15 protein-coding genes, 3 tRNA genes and 2 pseudogenes are annotated in these 19,658 nt (G+C 63.9%); 12 read left to right on the top strand and 8 right to left on the bottom strand.

What is annotated here, in order from left to right; genetic code table 11:
• Positions 1-10: 10 nt before the first annotated feature.
• The gene (locus ABIE53_RS14910) at positions 11-1,393 is read right to left on the bottom strand and encodes a sigma-54-dependent transcriptional regulator (protein WP_006051952.1); all 1,383 of its coding nucleotides are present in this window, start codon (positions 1,391-1,393) and stop codon (positions 11-13) included.
• Positions 1,394-1,749: 356 nt separating this feature from the next.
• Complete coding sequence (locus tag ABIE53_RS14905; RefSeq protein ID WP_006051953.1) at positions 1,750-1,956, bottom strand: CsbD family protein; 207 nt, start codon at positions 1,954-1,956, stop codon at positions 1,750-1,752.
• Between the two features lie 56 nt (positions 1,957-2,012).
• On the opposite strand from ABIE53_RS14905, the gene ABIE53_RS14900 reads away from it, so the two are divergent.
• Positions 2,013-2,198 carry a hypothetical protein gene (locus ABIE53_RS14900; protein ID WP_157140683.1) on the top strand — a complete coding sequence of 62 codons (186 nt, stop codon included), beginning with the start codon at positions 2,013-2,015 and terminating at the stop codon, positions 2,196-2,198.
• Between the two features lie 17 nt (positions 2,199-2,215).
• On the opposite strand, the gene efp is transcribed toward ABIE53_RS14900, so the two are convergent.
• On the bottom strand, positions 2,216-2,773 hold the full coding sequence (gene efp / locus ABIE53_RS14895; RefSeq protein ID WP_006051954.1) for an elongation factor P: 558 nt from the start codon (positions 2,771-2,773) through the stop codon (positions 2,216-2,218).
• Positions 2,774-3,090: 317 nt separating this feature from the next.
• A pseudogene (gene earP, locus ABIE53_RS14890) lies at positions 3,091-4,306 on the bottom strand (elongation factor P maturation arginine rhamnosyltransferase EarP).
• 153 nt (positions 4,307-4,459) lie between these two features.
• Between earP and uvrC the strand changes: the two are divergent.
• The 8 genes from uvrC to ABIE53_RS14850 all read left to right on the top strand — a co-directional run bounded on the left by uvrC (position 4,460) and on the right by ABIE53_RS14850 (position 10,830).
• Positions 4,460-6,643 carry an excinuclease ABC subunit UvrC gene (gene uvrC / locus ABIE53_RS14885; protein ID WP_192698816.1) on the top strand — a complete coding sequence of 728 codons (2,184 nt, stop codon included), beginning with the start codon at positions 4,460-4,462 and terminating at the stop codon, positions 6,641-6,643.
• A gap of 222 nt (positions 6,644-6,865) precedes the next feature.
• On the top strand, positions 6,866-7,459 hold the full coding sequence (pgsA, locus tag ABIE53_RS14880) for a CDP-diacylglycerol--glycerol-3-phosphate 3-phosphatidyltransferase (protein WP_029967771.1): 594 nt from the start codon (positions 6,866-6,868) through the stop codon (positions 7,457-7,459).
• 219 nt (positions 7,460-7,678) lie between these two features.
• Positions 7,679-7,754, top strand: a tRNA-Gly gene (locus tag ABIE53_RS14875).
• An 81-nt stretch (positions 7,755-7,835) separates the two neighbouring features.
• Positions 7,836-7,911: transfer RNA gene (locus tag ABIE53_RS14870), tRNA-Gly, on the top strand.
• A gap of 99 nt (positions 7,912-8,010) precedes the next feature.
• Positions 8,011-8,084, top strand: a tRNA-Cys gene (locus ABIE53_RS14865).
• 159 nt (positions 8,085-8,243) lie between these two features.
• On the top strand, positions 8,244-9,002 hold the full coding sequence (locus tag ABIE53_RS14860; RefSeq protein ID WP_192698817.1) for a TraB/GumN family protein: 759 nt from the start codon (positions 8,244-8,246) through the stop codon (positions 9,000-9,002).
• A gap of 186 nt (positions 9,003-9,188) precedes the next feature.
• A complete protein-coding gene (locus tag ABIE53_RS14855) occupies positions 9,189-10,169 on the top strand; it encodes a sensor domain-containing diguanylate cyclase (RefSeq protein ID WP_192698818.1) in 981 nt (326 codons plus the stop codon).
• Positions 10,170-10,305: 136 nt separating this feature from the next.
• Positions 10,306-10,830 carry a GNAT family N-acetyltransferase gene (locus ABIE53_RS14850; RefSeq protein ID WP_192698819.1) on the top strand — a complete coding sequence of 175 codons (525 nt, stop codon included), beginning with the start codon at positions 10,306-10,308 and terminating at the stop codon, positions 10,828-10,830.
• Between the two features lie 138 nt (positions 10,831-10,968).
• Here ABIE53_RS14850 and ABIE53_RS14845 read toward each other — a convergent pair whose 3' ends face one another.
• From ABIE53_RS14845 to ABIE53_RS14835, 3 genes are read right to left on the bottom strand one after another with little or no spacing between them, the layout of a single operon-like run.
• The gene (locus ABIE53_RS14845) at positions 10,969-11,880 is read right to left on the bottom strand and encodes a cytochrome c oxidase assembly protein (RefSeq protein ID WP_192698820.1); all 912 of its coding nucleotides are present in this window, start codon (positions 11,878-11,880) and stop codon (positions 10,969-10,971) included.
• Positions 11,881-11,898: 18 nt separating this feature from the next.
• Complete coding sequence (locus ABIE53_RS14840) at positions 11,899-12,387, bottom strand: copper chaperone PCu(A)C (RefSeq protein WP_192698821.1); 489 nt, start codon at positions 12,385-12,387, stop codon at positions 11,899-11,901.
• A gap of 9 nt (positions 12,388-12,396) precedes the next feature.
• Complete coding sequence (locus tag ABIE53_RS14835) at positions 12,397-13,101, bottom strand: SCO family protein (protein ID WP_374710184.1); 705 nt, start codon at positions 13,099-13,101, stop codon at positions 12,397-12,399.
• Between the two features lie 372 nt (positions 13,102-13,473).
• Between ABIE53_RS14835 and otsB the strand changes: the two genes are divergently transcribed.
• On the top strand, positions 13,474-14,223 hold the full coding sequence (otsB, locus tag ABIE53_RS14830) for a trehalose-phosphatase (RefSeq protein WP_192698823.1): 750 nt from the start codon (positions 13,474-13,476) through the stop codon (positions 14,221-14,223).
• 82 nt (positions 14,224-14,305) lie between these two features.
• Positions 14,306-15,767: pseudogene (gene otsA, locus ABIE53_RS14825) on the top strand (alpha,alpha-trehalose-phosphate synthase (UDP-forming)).
• Between the two features lie 149 nt (positions 15,768-15,916).
• On the opposite strand, the gene ABIE53_RS14820 reads toward otsA, so the two are convergent.
• Entirely contained in the window at positions 15,917-17,752 is a 1,836-nt protein-coding gene (locus ABIE53_RS14820) for an ABC transporter ATP-binding protein (protein ID WP_035569805.1), read from the bottom strand.
• A gap of 713 nt (positions 17,753-18,465) precedes the next feature.
• Here ABIE53_RS14820 and ABIE53_RS14815 point away from each other — a divergent pair.
• Complete coding sequence (locus ABIE53_RS14815; protein ID WP_192698825.1) at positions 18,466-19,530, top strand: glycosyltransferase family 4 protein; 1,065 nt, start codon at positions 18,466-18,468, stop codon at positions 19,528-19,530.
• Positions 19,531-19,658: the final 128 nt, after the last annotated feature.

Here is a 19,658-nt window from a genome sequence, read left to right as displayed (position 1 = left end):
TTCGCGCGTGTCAGTTCAGCCGCATCCGCTGCAGCTTGTTATAGAGCGTCTTGGGACTGATGCCGAGCAGCGACGCCGCCCGATGACGCGTGCCGCCGACCGCATCGAGCGTCGCGCGAATCAGCATCTCTTCGACATCCGCGAGCGGCGTGCCGACCGTGACCTGCACGCGGCTGCCGTTCAGATCGCGGCCGTTGACCGAGCCCGCTTCGTCGGCGCGCAGCGATTCGAGCACATCGCCCGACGCGAGATAGGCGCGCCGCACGCGGTCCTCCAGCTCACGCACGTTGCCCGGCCATTCGTAGCTCAGACATTCGCGCAGGAAATTCGGCCCGACCTGTTTCGCGACATCCGACGCGCCGCGCGCAGCGGCGTCCTGATTCAGTTCGTCGACGATGGCCTGCGCGATCAGCGCCGGGTCCTCGCCGCGCTCGCGCAACGGCGGCAGCGTCACGGCCGCGGCTTCGAGGCGCAGCGCGAGATCTTCGTGCAGGCTGCCGTCAGCGACCGCGGCGCGCGGCGCCTTGCGCGTCGACGCGATCAGGCGGAAATCGGTCACCACCTGGCTCGTTCCGCCGACGCGCATGAAGGTCTGCGAATCGAGCGCGCGCAGCAGCGCCTCCTGCTGGGCGCGCGGCAACTCCGCGATTTCGTCGATGAAAAGCGTCCCGCCGCTCGCCTGCTCGAAAAGACCAGGCTCGCGCTGCTCCGCGCCGCTGAACGCGCCGCGTTCGTGGCCGAACAGGATGCTGTCCAGCGAACGCAGCGCCGCCGTGCCGCCCGCGCTGCGGCAGTCGAGCGTCACAAACGGACCTTTGCGGCGCCGGCTCATGTCGTGCATTGTGCGCGCGGCGACCTGCTTGCCGGTGCCGGCTTCGCCTGAAATCAGCACGGCCGCTTCCGTCGGCGCGATATGTTCGATGGTGTCGTAGACGTGCTGCATCGCGCCGCTGCGGCCGAGCATCGAGCCGAAGCGGCCCAGTTGGCGCAGCGACGTACGCAGCGTCTGAACTTCCTCGGTCAGCTCGTAAGGCCGCGGAATGCGCGCGAGCAGACTGCGCAGCCGCGGAATGTTGACGGGCTTCAGCAGATAGTCCCAGATGCCGTGCCGCAAGCCCTCGATCGCGCTTTCGACGGTCGCGTTGCCCGTCATGACGATGACCGGCAACGCGCCGCCTGGCGGATGCGCGGGCAGATGCTGCAACAGGTCGAGCCCGCTGCCGTCCGGGAGGTTCAGGTCGACCAGCACGACATCGGGGATGAAGCGTGTGAGCGCGGCCCGTGCCTCGGCGATGGTCGTCGCCGTGTCGACGGAAAAGCCGTCGGCAGCAAGAATGGCGGACAGACCAGACAGGCTATTGGGATCGTCTTCAACAATCAGGGCGTGTGGCATGGCGAGCGCAACTTTTTAAATGAATGGAATATCCGTTGCCGCGCTGCAATTGCTGCGCGTGGCGGGGGCACGATGGCTGGCCGGTACTGTCGGTCGGATGCGTCGCCACGCGCGCAGCCTCAGCCGAGGCGGCGTAGCAGCGGCCTTCCAGTCGGCATGAGCACGGTATCCGGCGCGCAGGGCGCCGGGCGAAGCGGACGGCGAGTCGACTCACGTAGTTCGGGTCCTTTGCTGTAGCAAAAGGGCGGTGCGCGACGCACCGATGCACGTCGCGCTGCCCCCGGTCCAAATCCGCCGGCATCCTTGCGGCCACGGCGTGGCCGGCAAGGGCGCCGGTATTTACGTCGGTTCTGCTGTCAAAAATCGCGGTTGCTGTCGAAAAAGCGGCGCACTTCGCGCTCGGCGTCTTCGCGGCTCTTGCCGTAGCGTTCCTGGATCAGCCCGGCGAGACGGTCGGCGCGGCCTTCGGCCCGCGTCAATTCGTCGTCGGTGAGCTCGCCCCACGCCGCCTTGGCCTTGCCAACGAGCTGCTTCCACTTGCCTTCAGCGATGTCGTTGTTCATCTCGCATCTCCGGTCGACAAACATAAGGTAAGTGCTGACTAGCATGACTTGTGCCAATGCGCTTTGATTCGCTAGATCAAGGGCTTACATCGGCGCGGGCGGCAAGATCGGGCAACGCGACCGGCAATTTGGACAAAATTGCCGGTAAAGTTTTCCTCAACGATACTCGGCGGCACAAAAAAGAAAAAGCGCCCATTTGGGCGCTTTCGTATTTTTTCTCAGCGCGCGATGCATTGCGCTGAGATCAGGTTGCCGGCGTTTAGGCGCGGCTGCGGTACTCGTGCGTGCGCGTGTCGATTTCGATCTTGTCGCCGATGTTGCAGAAAAGCGGCACTTGCAGTTCGAAACCGGTGTTGAGCTTGGCGTTTTTCAGCACCTTGCCCGACGACGTATCGCCCTTGACAGCCGGTTCCGTGTAGATGATTTCGCGAACCAGCGTGGTCGGCAGTTCGACCGAGATGGCCTTCTCGTTGTAGAACACGACTTCGCAAGCCATGCCGTCTTCGAGGTAATTCATCGCGTCGCCCATCATTTCGGCTTCGACTTCATACTGGTTGTAGTCGGCGTCCATGAACACGTACATCGGGTCGGCGAAGTACGAGTACGTCACTTCCTTGCGCTCCAGCACGACGACGTCGAACTTGTCGTCTGCCTTGTAGACGCTTTCCATGCCTGCGCCGGTCAGCAGATTCTTGAATTTCATCTTGACGACGGCGGAGTTGCGGCCCGATTTGTTGTACTCGGCCTTTTGCACGACCATTGCGTCTGTGCCGATCATCACGACGTTGCCGGTGCGGAGTTCCTGTGCGGTCTTCATAAAACTGTCCTGTACGAAATTAATAGCTTCAACTTGTGCTCAACGGCATACGGCGCAAGCGGCTTCGACGTTTCCTGCGCTTTGCGCCGCGCCGCGACGAGGCGGCATGACGGGAGGCGATGCACGAAGCGTGGTTGGCTTGCCGCGGGATTCACGAGTGGCGCCGCTCGGCAGCATGGTCCTGACGCGGGTTATTCCGACTCTGCCTCGCCTTTGCGACCGTTTCAGGTCGGAAAAGAGCTCGGACGAAACCGGAAACACCAGGATTTTTTGCTGCGATCGGACCGCGCTTGCGTCGTCGGCCGTTGGATAACCGCTTATTTTAACTGAGTTTTTGTGAACAAGGCGAGATTTCCGGCGAGGTCGCCGACTTGCGCCAGCTCGCCGGCCCATTCGAGCGCGCGCCGCCGCAGCGCCGGGTAGTGGCGGCGCAGCGCTGCCCAGTCGGGCGCGCCGGCGCCGTTCCATGCATGCCAGAAGCCGGCGAGCGCAGAGGCGGCATCGGCGGGAAGCGTGCGGGCGTAGTGCGCGAGCGCCGCGTCGAGCTTCGGCAGATGGGCGTCGTCGGCTTGCGGGTAGATGTGCCAGACAAAGGGCTTCGCTGCCCACTGCGCGCGCACGAACGAATCTTCGCCACGCACGAAGTTGACGTCGCTTGCCCACAGCAGCGCGTCGTATCCGGATTGTTCGGTGAATGCGAGGCCGTGCGCGTTCAGCGCGCCGCGTTCTGCGTGCGCGCCCGCGCCGAACGAAGCCAGCCCGAAAAAGCGCGCCAGCGCGCCGGAAATGCGGCCCTCCGGCGCGAGTAGCACGATCGGCTCGTCGCCGTCGCGCCATTGTTCGAGCAGACTGTCGACGGCGGGATTTTCGTAGGCGAACAGCGAGACGACCGTGGCGCCGACCGGCGGCGCGCGGCCCACGGTTTTCCGCCACCACGCGTCGCGCGCAGCGGGCGACGCTTCGAACGCGGCGCGCGCTGCCTCCAGATGGTTCTCCTTCAGCACGCCGCCGGTGCCCGGGCCGAGTCCCGGAAAGAAGAACGTCTTGACGAGCGGATAGCGAGGATGCGGCGACGGCCGCAGATGAAAATCCGCGACCCAGTCTTCGGCGGCTCAGATATTCAAGGTTGATCCACACGGGCGCGCGCTCGCGCTGCGCCATCGCCGCCACGTAGACGGGCGGCAGCTCGCAGGCAAATGCTTCGATGACGACGTCGGCGATTTCGAGCGTGTCGCCCGCGTGCGCGGGCGTGTGCCAATGCTCCACGACGATCCCGTCCACCGTCTGCCGCGCGCGATCCAGCGCGAGCGACGGGCACAGTCTCTGGAACGCATGCAGATCGTCGACGAAGACGCGCACCTGCCAGCCGTGTTCGCTCGCGAGTTGCCGCGCGAGGCGCCAGCACACGCCGATGTCGCCGAAATTGTCGATCACCGCGCAGAAAATATCGCAGGCGATCGCTACGGGCGTCGCTGCGGGCGATTCGATAGACGAGCCGGCAGACGGGCCGGCAAGCGGCGCAGTGGAGGACATCGCAGGGCTCCGGCGGACGCGGAATGTTCTAAACTGGCGATTCTAAAGCACTCGCACGAAGAAGCACCCGTCGGATTTTCTTGCGCCGGCGCTCATGCGGCGCGCGGCCCACGGCGCGCCGCTTCGCAAGACAGTTCCACCAGCCGATCCTGCATGACCGAACCCGAAGCAAGCATCGAATTCGAGCCCAAGAAAGTGCTCGCCCAGTTGCCGCATCTGCCAGGCGTCTATCGCTATTACGATACGCACGGCGCCGTGCTGTACGTCGGCAAGGCGCGCGACCTGAAAAAGCGCGTGTCGAGCTATTTCACGAAGACGCAACTGTCGCCGCGCATCGCGATGATGGTGACGCGCATCGCGCGCATCGAGACGACCGTGACGCGCTCCGAGGCCGAGGCGCTGCTGCTCGAAAACAATCTGATCAAGGCGCTCGCGCCGCGCTACAACATTCTGTTTCGCGACGACAAGTCGTATCCGTATCTGAAGCTGACCGGTCACAAGTTTCCGCGCATGGCGTATTACCGCGGCTCGGTGGATCGCAAGAACCAGTACTTCGGGCCGTTTCCGAGCGCGTGGGCCGTGCGCGAGAGCATCCAGATCCTGCAGCGCGTGTTCCAGTTGCGCACCTGCGAGGACTCCGTCTTCAACAACCGCACGCGGCCGTGTCTGCTGCATCAGATCGGCCGCTGCACGGCGCCGTGCGTCGGCAACATCAACGAAGCAGACTATGCACGCGACGTCGCCAACGCGTCGCGCTTTCTGCTCGGCCGCCAGGGCGAAGTGATGAAGGAGCTCGAGCAGAAGATGCATGCGTTCGCGAGCGAGCTGAAGTTCGAGCAGGCCGCGGCGGTGCGCAACCAGATGAGTTCGCTGTCGACGGTGCTGCATCAGCAGGCGATCGAGGTCGGCAGCGACAGCGACGTCGATATTCTCGCCGTGGTCGCGCTGGGCGGGCGCGTCTGCGTGAATCTCGCGATGGTGCGCGGCGGCCGGCATCTCGGCGACAAGGCGTATTTCCCTGCGCACGTCGAAAGTGCGTTGACCGCGGACGAGGGCGGGCTGGAAGACGCAGGAGATGAGGGCGCGCTTACTGATGTTGCGTTGGATGCGGGGTCGTCAGTTGAAGAGAGCGCGGGCAACGAGGCTGGGTCGCTCGATGCGGACGCGCTCGCGATCGCACAGGAGTTGCCGCCCGAAGAAGACGAGGCGGGCGAAGCCGACGCCGAAGCCGAAGCCGATTCCGCCACCACCCAGGAGCCCGCGAAACAACCCAAACCCCGCGCCGCAGCCGGCATCGAATCCGAAGTGCTCGAGGCGTTCATCGCCCAGCATTATCTCGGCAACCGGGTGCCGCCCGTCCTCGTGGTCAGCCACGCGCCGGCCACGCGCGAACTCGTCGACGTATTGATCGAGCAGGCCGGGCATAAGGTCACCGTGCTGCGTCAGCCGCAAGGCCAACGCCGCGCGTGGCTCGCGATGGCCGAGCAGAACGCGCGGCTCGCGCTCGCGCGGCTCTTGTCGGAGCAGGGCTCGCAGCAGGCCCGCACGCGCGCGCTCATCGACACGCTCGGCATGGAGTGCGACGACCTCGCGCATGTGCGCATCGAGTGCTTCGACATCAGCCATACGATGGGCGAGGCGACGCAGGCGTCGTGCGTCGTGTATCACCATCACAAGATGCAGTCGTCGGAATATCGCCGCTACAACATCACCGGCATCACGCCCGGCGACGACTACGCGGCGATGCGCCAGGTTCTCACGCGCCGCTACGAGAAGATGGTCGAGCAGGCCGCCGCGAATGCCGTCGACGAAGCCACCGACTTGCAAAGCGACGCCGCCGACAATCCGCCGTTGACGCAGCAAGCCGGCGAACCGGTCGCGTCGGGCGGAATCTTGCCGAGCATCGTGTTGATCGACGGCGGCAAGGGCCAGGTCGAAATCGCGCGCCAGGTGTTCGCGGAGTTGGGGCTGGACACCGGCATGCTGGTCGGCGTCGCGAAGGGCGAGGGGCGCAAGGTCGGCCTCGAAACCCTGATTTTCGCCGACGGCCGCGCGCCGCTCGAACTCGGCAAGGAAAGCGCGGCACTGATGCTGGTCGCGCAGATCCGCGACGAAGCGCACCGCTTCGCCATCACCGGAATGCGCGCGAAGCGCGGCAAGACGCGCCAGACGTCGCGGCTCGAAGAACTCGAAGGCGTGGGCGCGAAACGGCGTCAGCGGCTGCTGGCGCGCTTTGGAGGATTGCGCGGCGTGGTCGCGGCGAGCGTCGAGGATCTGGCGAGCGTCGAGGGCATTTCGCAGGCGCTCGCCGAGCAGATCTACCGGCAATTGCACTGATTCGCTGCGCGCGCTGGATGGCGTCGTTCGACTGGAAAGTGGCTGCGAAGTGGCTGCGAAGTGGCTACGAAGTGGCTACGTCTTGCGAAACGCGCGCGGACGCCGCCCGCGAGCCTGGCGCCGATTCCCGGCGCCGACGCCTCGCTTCCGGGCCGCTTTGCTTGTGGCAGGCACGGTGACACGGCACAATTGCAACTCTCCCGTCAGACGCTGCGCCTGCCCATGCCGTTCAATTTCCCGATTTTCCTGACCTGGCTGCGGATCGTTCTGATTCCGCTCGTCGTCGGCGTGTTTTATTTGCCCGACATGATGATGAGCCCCGCGCACCGCAATCTCGCGGCGGCGACCATCTTCGTGCTGGCCGCGCTGACCGACTGGTTCGACGGCTACCTCGCGCGCAAGTGGAATCAGACGTCGGCGTTTGGCGCGTTTCTCGATCCGGTCGCCGACAAGCTGATGGTGACCGCCGCGTTGCTCGTGCTCGTGCAGCTCGCGCGAATCGACTCGGCGATTGCGCTCGTGATCGTCGGGCGGGAGATCGCCATTTCGGCGCTGCGCGAATGGATGGCGCAGATCGGCGCGTCGAAGAGCGTCGCCGTGAATTCGCTCGGCAAGTTCAAGACCGCTTGCCAGATGGTCGCGATTCCGATGCTGCTGTTCAACGGCGTGTTGCCGTTCGGCGGCGGCGTGGCGATCGACACGCGCACGTGGGGTCTGTGGCTCATCTATCTCGCCGCCTTCCTGACCATCTGGTCGATGCTCTATTACATGAAGCTCGCGTGGCCGCAAATTCGCGAGCGGGGCGGGGCCGTCTGAGTGCGTTCGCTCGCTTGCATGGCGGTTGCATGTCGGTCGCATGCCGGCGACAGACGGAGAGACACGGCCACGTCGTGAGTGAAATCTGTTCAGTTAAAGAGATTCGCTAAAGGGGTTGACACGTTTCAGTCGTTTCTCCATAATCTCGTTTCTCCGATGCACGCGGTTTCAAACATCGGGTGCAGTAGAGCGTAGTACGCAGCAGTAAGCAGTCAATACGCGGGAGTAGCTCAGTTGGTAGAGCGCAACCTTGCCAAGGTTGAGGTCGCGAGTTCGAGCCTCGTCTCCCGCTCCAGATTTTTGAAGCAGCGCGTTGTAGGTTTGGCGAATTAAGTTTTGCGAAGTAAGAGTGCAAGGCGTTGCGAAGCAGTGCAATGCGGGAGTAGCTCAGTTGGTAGAGCGCAACCTTGCCAAGGTTGAGGTCGCGAGTTCGAGCCTCGTCTCCCGCTCCATACATCAGGGGAAGCAACGCTTCCCTTTTTGTTTGGTGGACTTGAAGCTTGTCCACGAGACAAATCAGCGAATCTGCAGCTAGATTCCGATCCGCTTGCGGCGCGATAGCAAAGCGGTTATGCAGCGGCCTGCAAAGCCGTTTAGGCCGGTTCGACTCCGGCTCGCGCCTCCAGTAGTTGAAGTGCAGAAAAGCCCCGCCATGTCGGGGCTTTTCTTTTTGCGCGTTCACAATCTCTTTGCCTTGCGTGTCGATTGCGATGCGCATCGCCGGCTACGCGACACGCGCACCATCTGGCGCACAATGCGGGTTTCGTCCTCGTCATCAACGCGCATGTATCTACACATCCCCGGCACTAACGTGCGCCTGCTTGGCTCCATGCATCTCTTTCCCGCGTCGAGCCGCAGAACGCCGCCCTGGATCGAAGAAGCCTATGACTGGGCCGAAACGCTGGTCTTCGAATCCGATCCGCCGACGATCCTGCCGTTCCTGAAAGCCGATGTCGAAGGCGGCGCACAAGTTCTGCAATCGCTCGTTCCCGCCGACGCCTGGACTCGTCTGCAAGCCGCCTGGCCCACGGAAGGTCCGTTGGCGCCGCTCGCGGATCTTCGTCCGTGGGCCACGCTGATCGTTGCGCCGACACTTTTCCAGCAGCTTGTCGACGGCGTCGAGCCGCGCATGCTGCGGTGGGCGAATGCGCATGGCAAACCGTATCGGTATCTGGAGACGGCGAGCGAGGTCGCCGACGCGCTCGAGTCCATTCCGCTCGACACCGTCGCCGCCGCGCTCTCACTGCTGATGTCCGATACCGGCGAGCCGCAGCGCACGCTCGAGCGCATGCATGCTGCATGGCTCGAAGGCGATCTGCCGGCCGTGGCTCGCATCGCCGATGAATCGCCGATCTTCACGTTGCCCGCGATCCGTCACGCGATTCTCGATGCGCGCAATCGTCTGTGGGCGCAGCGCGTGCGCGACCTGTTGCCGCAAGCGCAACGAACCCTGGTGGTGGTCGGCGCGCTGCATCTATGCGGGCCGGGCAACCTTGTCGAATGCCTCGGGCGGCCCGCACAACCTATACTCGACGACGAGTAACGACGACGAGTAGGCCGACGAGCAACGACGACGAGCAACGACGACGAGTCACGACGACGAGTCACGACGACGAGTCACGACGACGCTTCCGGGAACTTGTCCAGATGCGCAAAATCGCACGATTGACACAGCCCGGATTGCCCACATTGCCACTGCCTCGCGCAAGATGGTCTCAGGGGACACGCCATGCATACACCACCGATTCCCAGCAACGAAAGCACGCGGCTCGACACGCTACGCGCACTGCATATTCTCGACACGCCGCCCGAAGAGCGCTTCGACCGCCTCACCCGGCTTGCGAAGCGTCTGTTCGGCGTGCCGATCGCGCTCGTCAGTCTCGTGGACGCGAACCGGCAATGGTTCAAGTCGTGTATCGGTTTGACAGCGAGCGAGACTTCGCGCGACGTCTCTTTCTGCGCGCATGCGATCCTCGACGATGACATCCTGGCCGTGCCTGACACGCTCGCCGACGAGCGCTTCCACGACAATCCGCTCGTGACCGAGGCGCCGAATATTCGCTTCTATGCCGGCTGTCCGCTGACCGTGCCAAACGGCAGCAGGCTCGGCACGCTATGCCTGATCGACGTGAAGCCGCGCGAGCTCGACGACGAAGAGCGCGAACTGCTGCGCGATCTCGCACGCATGGCCGAACAGGAGCTCGCGGCCGTGCAGCTTGCCACGCTGGACGACCTGACGCTGCTGTCTAACCGGCGTGGTTTTTCCGCGCTCGCGCAGCATGCGCTGAATGTCTGCAAGCGGCTCGACAGGCCGGCGTCGCTGCTGTTCTTCGATCTCAACGATTTCAAGCAGATCAACGACACGTTCGGTCACGCGGAAGGCGATCACGCGCTGAAGACTTTTGCCGACGTACTGCGCGGCACGCTCCGCGAGAGCGACGTGATCGGGCGGCTGGGCGGCGACGAGTTCGTCGTCCTGCTCAGCGACACGGACGCCGCCGCCACGCAGGAAGTGACCGAGCGGCTCACGCATTCACTCGATGAGCGCAATGCGCAGGCGCAGCGCGGTTACAGCATTCGCTTCAGCGTGGGCCAGATCGAGTACGACGCGGCGCGGCACGGTTCCATCGCCGAATTGCTGTCCGCTGCCGATGCCGCGATGTACAGCCACAAACAGGCGTCGAAGGCGCGGGCCGCGCGCGAGGCGTGAGTATCTTCGATGGGTTGCGCTTCGTTGTCATTGGTTGCACACCGCCGCGCGCGGCATAATTGCGCGGTCGCCGCTCTAATGCGGTCATCACGCCGCACCCTCGAACGGCGCACCTTTTTCTTTTAGCAAAGCTCTCATGACTGAACCGCAGCACACTGCCGCCGCCCGCGTCGCGGCACTCGGCTGGCGCTGGAAAGCGTTCGACGAACTGACGAGCGCGGAGGTCTACGCGATGCTCGCCGCGCGTAGCGCTGTCTTCGTGATCGAGCAGAACTGCCTGTATGGCGATATCGACGGACTCGATCTCGACGCGTGGCACCTGCTCGCGTTCGGCCCGGCTGCGGATGCGTCCGGGCAAGCGCTCACGGGCGCCGCGCGGCCGCCGCTCGCCGGCTATCTGCGCGTGCTTCTTCCCGACGCCGACGACGCCGATATTCGCATCGGCCGGGTGCTGACGACCGCGGCATTTCGCGGCATCGGTCTTGGCAACGCGATGCTGGATCGCGCGATCGCGCATATTCGCAAGCAGTGGCCCGGCACGCCGATTCGCCTGCATGCGCAGGCCCATCTGCAAGGTTTCTATGGCGCGTTTGGTTTTGAGCCGGTGTCCGAGATTCACGAGGAAGACGGCATTCCGCACGTGTGGATGCGTTCGGCGTGATGGAGACTCCGCTGCGATGAGCGCACGCCCGAGCGGCGTGGGATAAGTAAGACCGCGCAAGCCGCGAGCAAGGCGCAGCCGTGCGTTAGCCGCGCATCAGCAGCAAAGCCGACCACGGCAGCGCATCATAGCCCCGCCTCAACGCTGCCCCGCGTCGCTCGTCGAAGCCGCCTTCGCGGTGAGTGTGCCGCCCGTCGGCCTGCTCGCATTAGCCACCACCACCGCACGCCGTTCCCCACGCACGCGTCCGCGAGCCGACAGACGCATCCAGTGGCGCAACGCCAGCAGCGCACCTATCACGCTCATCATCGAGCCGGGGATCCACAGCAGCAGCCCGCCGATCTGTTGATCGCGCATCGGGCTAAGCCAGGTGAACGCGCGGCCGCAGATCGAATAGATCGGATACAGCTCGCGCGGCGTGAAGAAGATGAATGCGCCGAGGACGATCTGCGGCGGAATCGCGGCGATCACCACCAGCACGCGCTTGCCGGGCGACAAACGCGCGGGCGGCGCCGGACGCGGATCGAGCACGAGCCACCAGAACAGCAGGCCGTCGATCACCATGCTCCAGTTCATCACGCGATAAAGCCGCCAGTCGAGCATCGCGACAAAATGAATCGGCGACATCAGCCAGAAGTAGATCAGCCCGACGAACAACGTCACCGCGACGACCGGATGCATCACCACGTCGATCAGCTTGCGCACGAACGGCATCGCGAGCGCGGGCCGCACGAAACGCTGGCGCCAGCCGAACGGAATGCCGGCGCGCAATGCCGCGCCCGGATACGACAGCGCGATAAAGAACGGTCCGAGATGATGCAGCACCAGATGCTGCGCGCGATGCATGAAAAACTCATGCTCGAAGAAATAGTCGAGCCGCGTGTGCAACGCGACGTACAACGCCACGAGCCCGAACCAGAAGGAAATGCGCCGCGCCACCGACACCTTCGCCTTGCGCGCGCCGCGCACGAACAGGACGGCGGGCAGCAGCAGAGCGACGACGACCGTCGGCGAAAATTCCCAGGGATCGAGCCAGTACAGCAGGTCCATTGCCGCGAATCGCTCCGCTTACTTCGTTTGCGCGGGCGACTTGACCGCGAAGGGCGTGTCGAGCGTCGCGCCGTCGGAGAACTTCAGCTTCAGGTGCACGGTGTCGCCCGGCGCGATCTTGTGCTTCGCGTCTTCGAGCATCACGTGATAGCCGCCGGGCGCGATCGCTACCTGTCCGTGCGCGGGCACCGTGAGCTTGTCGACCATCACCATCTTCTGCGACGAACCGTTCGAGACCGTTTGATGCAGCATCGCGTCGCCGTAATCGCTGCTCGAAATATCGACGAGATCGAGCGGCTTGTCGCCCGCATTGACGAGCGTCACGTAGCCGGCCGCCGGCAGATTGTTCGGCAGCCAGCGCACCCATGCGTCTTTGGCGGTGATCGCTTGCGCGCCGGCGGCGTGGGCGGCGCTCGCGAAGGCGAGCGAAAGGGCGAGGGCGCCGGCAAGAGCGGACAGCGTTCTGGTTTTACGGATGACGTGCGTCACGTGGTTGATCTGGGTCATGGCTGAAGGTCAGGAGCGTTGATCGACGATGCGTCGCAAGTCTTGGGCGATCGCATCGGGCGTGTCGTTGTCGGTCGCGAGCAGGCGCGCGCGGCCTTCTGCGTCGAATACATAGACGGCGGAACTGTGCGTGACTTCGTAGCTGCCGTTTGGGTCGCGCTTTTCCATCTGATAAGCAACGCGGTAGCGCTTCGCGAGCGACTCGATCTGCCGGTCGGTGCCGGTCAGCCCTTCGGCATGCTTCGAGTCGAATGCGCCGACATAGTCGTGCAGGGCTTGCGGTGTGTCGCGCGCCGGATCGACGGTGACGAACAGGATGCGCACCTTCTGCGCGTCGGGGCCGAGTTTGTCGAGCACCTGCATCAGCCGTCCCATCGTTTCGGGGCAGACGTCCGGGCAATGCGTGTAGCCGAAATAGACGAGCGATGTGCGGCCTTTGAACGACGCGCCCGTGACGGGCCGGCCGTCGTCGCCCGTCAGCGAGAAATCGAGGTCGGGCAAATGGCCGCTCACGTTCGTCAAATGCCACGGCTCCGCGCGATTGGTGCAACCGGCAAGCGCGATCACGGCGACGAGCGCGCAGGCTTTGGCCGTCGACATCGATGCGTGCGCGAGTCCGGCGCGAAGCGATGACGCGTGAGCAGGTTGCAGCCGTCGCAGTGAGATGATCGGGAACAAAGCAGGTATCAATGACTCGATTGTAGAGCGGCGCATTGCCGCCGCGCGCCCCGCGCTAGCTCGCACCCGGGCGTGCGTGCGTTGAGGCGGACGGTTCGCGATCATGGACAAAAATCGTCGTAACGCCAAAGTCTCGTGTGGCTGCGACTGTATCGCAAAATGACGGAAGGCGTCGCTCGCAGCCCACGGGCGCACGGCTTGCGAGGCAATTTGACGCACATGGCTGAAAGCGCGCTGAAGCCGGATCGTTTCCGTTTTGAATGCAATTCGACTGGGCGCGGCATGATCGCGCCGCCGCACCTTGCGTTCGCGCTTGCCGCGCGGCCTGGTTTCTCGAAAAATTGATGGATGCGCGGTAAGATGCGCACACTTTTCCGGCTGCACAAGGCCGAAAGGCAAATTAACCCGATGCAAGCACTTCCGGCTTTCCTGTCTCCGAGCGAGACCGCGTTTTTCTTCGATTTCGACGGCACGCTCGTCGAACTCGCGCCCACGCCGGATGGCGTGCAGGTGCAACCTCGCGTGATTGAACTGCTTGGCGAACTGCGACGTTTGACGAACGGTGCGGTCGCCGTGGTGTCGGGCCGCGGTATCGACAGCATCGACGCTTTTCTCGGCATGCCCGATCTGCCGATTGCCGGTTTGCACGGCGCCGAGCGGCGCGACGCAAACGGCGACACTCAGCGCATCGGCTTTCACGACGAGCGGCTGTTGCGCATGGAGCAGGTGCTCGCCGAAGTCGTCAACGCGAACCCCGGCATGCTGCTCGAAATCAAGGGCGCGGCGCTCGCGCTGCACTATCGCAACGCGCCCGATCGCGAGACCGCTGCGCGCGAGGCGACGGAGCGGCTGGTCGCGGATTACCCGAACTCGTATGTGCTGCAGCCGGGCAAGATGGTCTACGAAATCAAGCCGAAGGATGTCGACAAAGGCCGCGCGCTGCGTGCGTTCCTCGATGAGCCGCCGTTTGTCGGACGCAAGCCGCTTTTTGCCGGCGACGATTTGACCGACGAAAAAGGCTTCGCGGTCGTCAACGAACGCAACGGACTGTCGATCAAGGTCGGCACGGGCGACACGACGGCACAAGCGCGCGTGGAGTCGGTGACCGCGCTGCTCGACTGGCTCGCGACAGTGGTCGCGGCCGCGCGTGGCGCATGACGCTCGCATCGCCCGCGCTGCAACGCATACAACGCGCACGACATAGCGCGACAACAACGTATTACATCGGGGACAGCGCTTCATGAGCCGACTGATTATCGTTTCGAACCGGGTCGCGCCGATCTCGGAGGGCGGCCCGGCGGCAGGCGGTCTCGCGGTCGCGCGTATACGACGCGCTCAAGGAAACGGGCGGCATGTGGTTCGGCTGGAGCGGCGAGGTGCTGAGTTCGGGCCAGCCGCAGATCAAGCTCGAAGAGCGCGGTCCGGTGACCTTCGCGACCATCGCGCTGATGCGGCGCGATTACGACCAGTACTACCGCGGCTTCTCGAACGCCACGCTGTGGCCGGCTTTCCACTATCGGGCCGATCTGGTGCAATACGACCGGCACGATTTCGGCGGCTACTGCCGCGTGAATGCCTGGCTCGCCCAACAACTCGTGCCGCTCTTGCGCGACGACGACGTCATCTGGGTCCACGACTATCACCTGATCCCGTTTGCCGAGGCGTTGCGCGCCGCGGGCGTGAAGAACCGCATCGGCTTTTTCCTGCACATTCCGTTTCCCGCTTCGCAAGTGCTGCTCGCCGTGCCGCCGCATCGCGAACTGGTGCAAGCGCTGTGTTCGTTCGATCTGCTCGGTTTCCAGACGGCGCCGGATTTGCGCGCGTTCTGCGATTACATCGTCAACGAGGCGAACGGCACCGTCGACGCGTCGTCCGACGGCCCGCTCTCGATTCATGCGTTCGGCCGCACGCTGCGCGCCGCCGCTTACCCGATCGGCGTCTATCCGGACGAGATCGCCGAACTCGCGAAAGCGGGCGAGCGCGGCAAGCCGGTGCGCACGATGAAAGCGACGCTGCATTCGCGCAAGCTCATCATGAGCGTCGATCGCCTCGATTATTCGAAGGGACTCGTCGAGAGGTTCCGCGCCTTCGAGCGTCTGCTGGAACACGCGGCGGCGCAGCGCAACAAGGTGTCGTTCCTGCAGATCGCGCCGCCCACGCGCGCCGACATGCACGCGTATCAGGACATCCGTCTGCAACTGGAAGGGGAGTCGGGCCGCATCAACGGACGTTTCGCCGAACTCGACTGGACGCCGATTCTCTACATCCACAAACAATATGAGCGCTCGGTGCTTGCCGCGCTGTTTCGCACCGCGCACGTCGGCTACGTGACGCCTCTGCGCGACGGCATGAACCTCGTCGCGAAGGAATACGTATCGGCGCAGGACCCGGAGAATCCGGGCGTGCTCGTGCTGTCGCGCTTTGCCGGCGCCGCGCAGGAACTGGACGGCGCGCTGATCGTGAATCCTGTCGATATCGACGGCATGGCGGACGCGCTCGCGACGGGGCTCGAGATGCCGCTCGCGGAGCGCCAGGCGCGTCATCGCGACATGATGGCGCAACTGCGCGAGAACAATGTCTCGGTGTGGCGCGACAACTTCATGCGCGATTTGCAGAGCGCCAATGGTGCAGCACGCACCGCAAGCGCACGGCCGCGCGCCCGAGTGGGGAAAAAAACCGCGCGCGAGATTGTGGCGAGCTAGCGGCGGGGCGCGACGCGCAGCGCTCGCAATGACGATGCGGTAGCGAGCTCGTAAAGCCAGCGCAGAAAGCAGAAAAGCCGCTTTTCAAGCGGCTTTTCTGCTGCTGAGTGACTGCGCTTAATGCGATGTGGCGCAATGCGGCGCGCGCCTCAGATCACATGCTGTTCATCGACCTTCTTGCCGCCCACATGCAGCGTCGTGCCTTTGCCGTATTGCTTCGAAAGCAGATCGCGATAGAGGCCGGGGCGCTGGCGCAGCTCTTCGGGACTGCCGTCGTCGATGACCTTGCCCGCGCTCATCACGATGATGCGGTCGAAGTTATGCAGCGTCGACAGGCGGTGCGCGATCGCGATCACCGTGCGGCCGACCATCAGCCGGTCGAGCGCCTTCTGGATCGCTTCTTCCGATGCGCTGTCCAGCGCCGAGGTGGCTTCGTCGAGCAGCAGGATCGGCGCGTTCTTCAGGATCGCGCGTGCGATCGCGATGCGCTGACGCTGTCCGCCGGACAGCTTCACGCCGCGGTCGCCGACGATCGTGTCGAAACCTTCCGGCATCGCCTCGATGAAGTCCGTGCAGCGCGCCTCGCGCGCCGCCGCCAGCACTTCGTCGCGGCTCGCTTCGGGGCGGCCATAGGCAATGTTCTCGTACACCGTGCGATGGAACAGCGAAATATCCTGCGGCACGAGCGCGATGGTGTGGCGCAGGCTGTCTTGCGTGATCGTGGCGATGTCCTGTCCGTCGATCTTGATCGCGCCGCCTTGCGTCTCGTAGAAACGCTGGAGCAGGGCGAGCACCGTCGACTTGCCCGCGCCCGACTTGCCGATCAGCCCGACACGCTGACCCGGTTCGATATGCAGATCGAAATGATCGAGGATCGGCCGGCGGCGCGGATACGCGAACGTCACGCTTTCGAAGTCGACGCGCCCGCCTTGCGGCACGAGTTCGGTGGCGCCGTCGCGATCGGGCATGCCGTGCGGCTCGAGCAGCGTGCGCACGGCTTCGGCGAGTCGCGCGACGTGCTGCGTGACGTCCACCAGTGCGACCGCGAGGTCGCGCGTGCCGTGCAGAATCGTGAAGCCGAGCGAGCTGACGAGCACGATGTCGCCCGAAGTCGCCTTGCCTTGGTCCCACAGCAACAGCGCCCAGCCGAGCAGACCCGCCGACAGCAGCGCGGTGATCACCGCGTGCAGCAGGCGCAGCTTCTCGAGATACAGCAGGCTCTGCTGACGCGCGTCCATCTCGGCCTTGACCGTCGCGCCGAAACGCTGCTGCTCGCGAAACGTCATGCCGAACGCGCGCACGAGGCCCATGTTGCTGATGACGTCGACGAGCTCGCCGTCCACCGAGGCCGCTCTAGTCGCGAAATGGTGATGGCGCACCGAGCCGCGGCCGGCGAGCTTGTACAGCACCACCGACAGAATCGCCGAGCACAGCATCAGGCCGCCCGCCATCAGCGGGTTGACCGCGATGATCATGAAGATCGCGCCGAGCACGGCGATGCACGGCGGCAGGACGTTCCACGCCGTGGTGTTTTCGGCGGTGTAGACGGCGTTCGAGGTCGCGGTGATCCGGCTTGCCAGCATGCCGGGCTGCTTCTCGGCGTAGTAGGTCGGCGAATGTCCGCTCAGATACTGGAAGAGGTCGCGCCGCAAGTCGCCGGTCACGGCGACGAACGTATGCGCCGCGACCCAGCCGCCGACCCGCCACAGCAGGTTATCCGCCGCGATCAGTCCGACGAGGATCGCGAACGCGCCCCACAGCGGCCCGGGATGATGCCGGCCGGTGCCGAGCACGTCGATAAGATGTTTGATCGCGTACTGCGAAGCGAGCGCACAGCCCACGGCCGCTACCACGCTGCACAGCACGATCGTATGAGCGAGCGGATGGCGGCGGATAAAACGGAAAAGGAACGCAAGCGGCCTGTGCGCATAGCTCGCGAGCTTTGCGTTTTCGGCGTTGCGCTGGGCGATGGTCAAATGTTCCAATTGATCGAGAGGTCGGTGTGGTTCGGAGGTGTGCATGCAAGCCATGGGCCACGCGAAAAAGCATCGCGGCGAAGCCAATGCTTCGCATTGTAAACATGCAAAGACGATTGCGCCCTGTGTATCCGGGCTTTTGGCGCGATTGATGTCGCGATGGACGTCCGCGATCTACCTCTTGCTCGACTGACTGCGGCGGCAGTGGTTCACGCGGATCGCGGAATATTTCGGGATATAATTACAAATTGCATTCAGCCCGGCGCTGAATTCTCTTCAACGGGTGCCGGTACGCTTGTGCAAGAACTTACAAAGCACGACCGTCGAGCCGGGGCAAGCATGCACGACGGCACAGCAGCAAGCCAGTCGTTACTGTAGAACTGCCTTGCAAAACAAGGGTTTGCAAAGTGTATCCCTGCTGTAACAAAGTAAAGTCTTTGAAATGTTGTGGTGCAGCGAGAATCCCGGCATCGATAATGCATGCGCTGTAGGCCCTGCCGAAATTTCTGACAGTTTGTCAACGTCGGGCACGTCTGTGCGTTTACCGCACAGGCATGGACGGCGATCGTCGTCCGGGCTATTTAAACTGAAGCGATCCTTCGCAGGCTATCTCGAGAGAATAGGCCCGCGCCGGCGTGTCCGGCCCGACTGCCCTGGCGAGCAAGCGAGTCGCTTTTACCAAACGCAGTACTTTTGCCGGTTTTTTACGAGGAGTTCTTCATATGCGAATCGCTCAAATCGCTCCGTTGCACGAGGCGGTTCCTCCCAAGCTGTACGGTGGTACGGAACGTGTGGTGTCTTATCTGACCGAAGCGCTGGTCGAGCAGGGCCACGACGTCACGCTCTTTGCGAGCGGCGATTCGCAAACCTCGGCAAAGCTCGAAGCGTTCTGGCCGCAAGCACTGCGCCTTGACCCGACCATCCGCGACGTGATGGCGCCGCACATGCTGCTGCTCGAAGAAGTGCGCCGCCGCGCGGAAGAATTCGACGTGCTGCATTTCCACATCGACTATTACCCGTTCTCGCTGTTCGCGCGCCAGCCGGTGCCGTTCGTGACCACGCTGCACGGCCGTCTCGATCTGCCGGAACTTCAGCCGATCTTCAACACGTTCAATGACGTGCCGGTCGTCTCGATCTCGGACAACCAGCGCATTCCGCTGCCGCAGGCAAACTGGCTGCAAACCGTCTATCACGGTCTGCCGGAAAACGTGCTCACGCCGATCAAGAACGTCGAGCCCGGCTACCTCGCATTCCTCGGCCGCGTTTCGCCGGAGAAGGGTCTCGACCGTGCGATCCGCATCGCCGGCCAGGCAGGCATGAAGCTCAAGGTCGCGGCCAAGATCGACAAGGCCGATCGTGCCTATTACGAAGAAGTGATCAAGCCGCTGATGGCGCTCCCGCACGTCGAATACATCGGCGAAATCGGCGAAGCCGAAAAGCGTGAGTTCCTCGGCAACGCGCATGCACTGGTGTTCCCGATCGACTGGCCGGAGCCCTTCGGTCTCGTGATGATCGAAGCAATGGCTTGCGGTACGCCGGTGATCGCGTTTAACCGCGGTTCGGTGCCGGAAGTGATCGACAACGGCGTGTCGGGCTTCGTCGTCGAAGACGAAATCAGCGCGGTCGCGGCGGTCAAGCGTCTGCACACGCTGTCGCGCCAAACGGTGCGCAAGTCGTTCGAAGCGCGTTTCTCGTCGAAGGTGATGGCGCAGAACTACGTCGCGACGTACGAAGAACTGCTGCGTCGCAAGCACCGCACGGTGCTGCGCGAAGTCAACGCAAACTAAAACGCTAGACCGGAAGCTGCCGGTCGAAGCAAACCGGTTCGGCGGATCAAGCGTGTTACAGCGCTTCGCCGGCCACCCGCAACGCCCCGCGTGCCACGCGCTCGCGGGGCGTTGTTGCATGCGCGCCG

Origin of the sequence: Paraburkholderia sp. OAS925 (assembly GCF_040543975.1) — a bacterium.
GTDB lineage: Bacteria > Pseudomonadota > Gammaproteobacteria > Burkholderiales > Burkholderiaceae > Paraburkholderia > Paraburkholderia graminis.
The sequence above is the reverse complement of the archived record's forward strand: the minus strand, read 5'-3'. Positions and strand labels throughout refer to the sequence as shown.

Coding starts and splice junctions, on each gene's coding strand:
- otsB (WP_192698823.1), top strand. CDS start 13,474: ATGCAAGCACTTCCGGCTTTCCTGTCTCCGAGCGAGACCGCGTTTTTC.
- uvrC (WP_192698816.1), top strand. CDS start 4,460: ATGACCGAACCCGAAGCAAGCATCGAATTCGAGCCCAAGAAAGTGCTC.
- ABIE53_RS14855 (WP_192698818.1), top strand. CDS start 9,189: ATGCATACACCACCGATTCCCAGCAACGAAAGCACGCGGCTCGACACG.
- ABIE53_RS14845 (WP_192698820.1), bottom strand. CDS start 11,880: ATGGACCTGCTGTACTGGCTCGATCCCTGGGAATTTTCGCCGACGGTC.
- ABIE53_RS14840 (WP_192698821.1), bottom strand. CDS start 12,387: ATGACCCAGATCAACCACGTGACGCACGTCATCCGTAAAACCAGAACG.
- ABIE53_RS14815 (WP_192698825.1), top strand. CDS start 18,466: ATGCGAATCGCTCAAATCGCTCCGTTGCACGAGGCGGTTCCTCCCAAG.
- ABIE53_RS14910 (WP_006051952.1), bottom strand. CDS start 1,393: ATGCCACACGCCCTGATTGTTGAAGACGATCCCAATAGCCTGTCTGGT.
- ABIE53_RS14860 (WP_192698817.1), top strand. CDS start 8,244: ATGTATCTACACATCCCCGGCACTAACGTGCGCCTGCTTGGCTCCATG.
- ABIE53_RS14900 (WP_157140683.1), top strand. CDS start 2,013: ATGCGCTTTGATTCGCTAGATCAAGGGCTTACATCGGCGCGGGCGGCA.
- ABIE53_RS14850 (WP_192698819.1), top strand. CDS start 10,306: ATGACTGAACCGCAGCACACTGCCGCCGCCCGCGTCGCGGCACTCGGC.
- ABIE53_RS14905 (WP_006051953.1), bottom strand. CDS start 1,956: ATGAACAACGACATCGCTGAAGGCAAGTGGAAGCAGCTCGTTGGCAAG.
- efp (WP_006051954.1), bottom strand. CDS start 2,773: ATGAAGACCGCACAGGAACTCCGCACCGGCAACGTCGTGATGATCGGC.
- pgsA (WP_029967771.1), top strand. CDS start 6,866: ATGCCGTTCAATTTCCCGATTTTCCTGACCTGGCTGCGGATCGTTCTG.
- ABIE53_RS14835 (WP_374710184.1), bottom strand. CDS start 13,101: ATGCGCCGCTCTACAATCGAGTCATTGATACCTGCTTTGTTCCCGATC.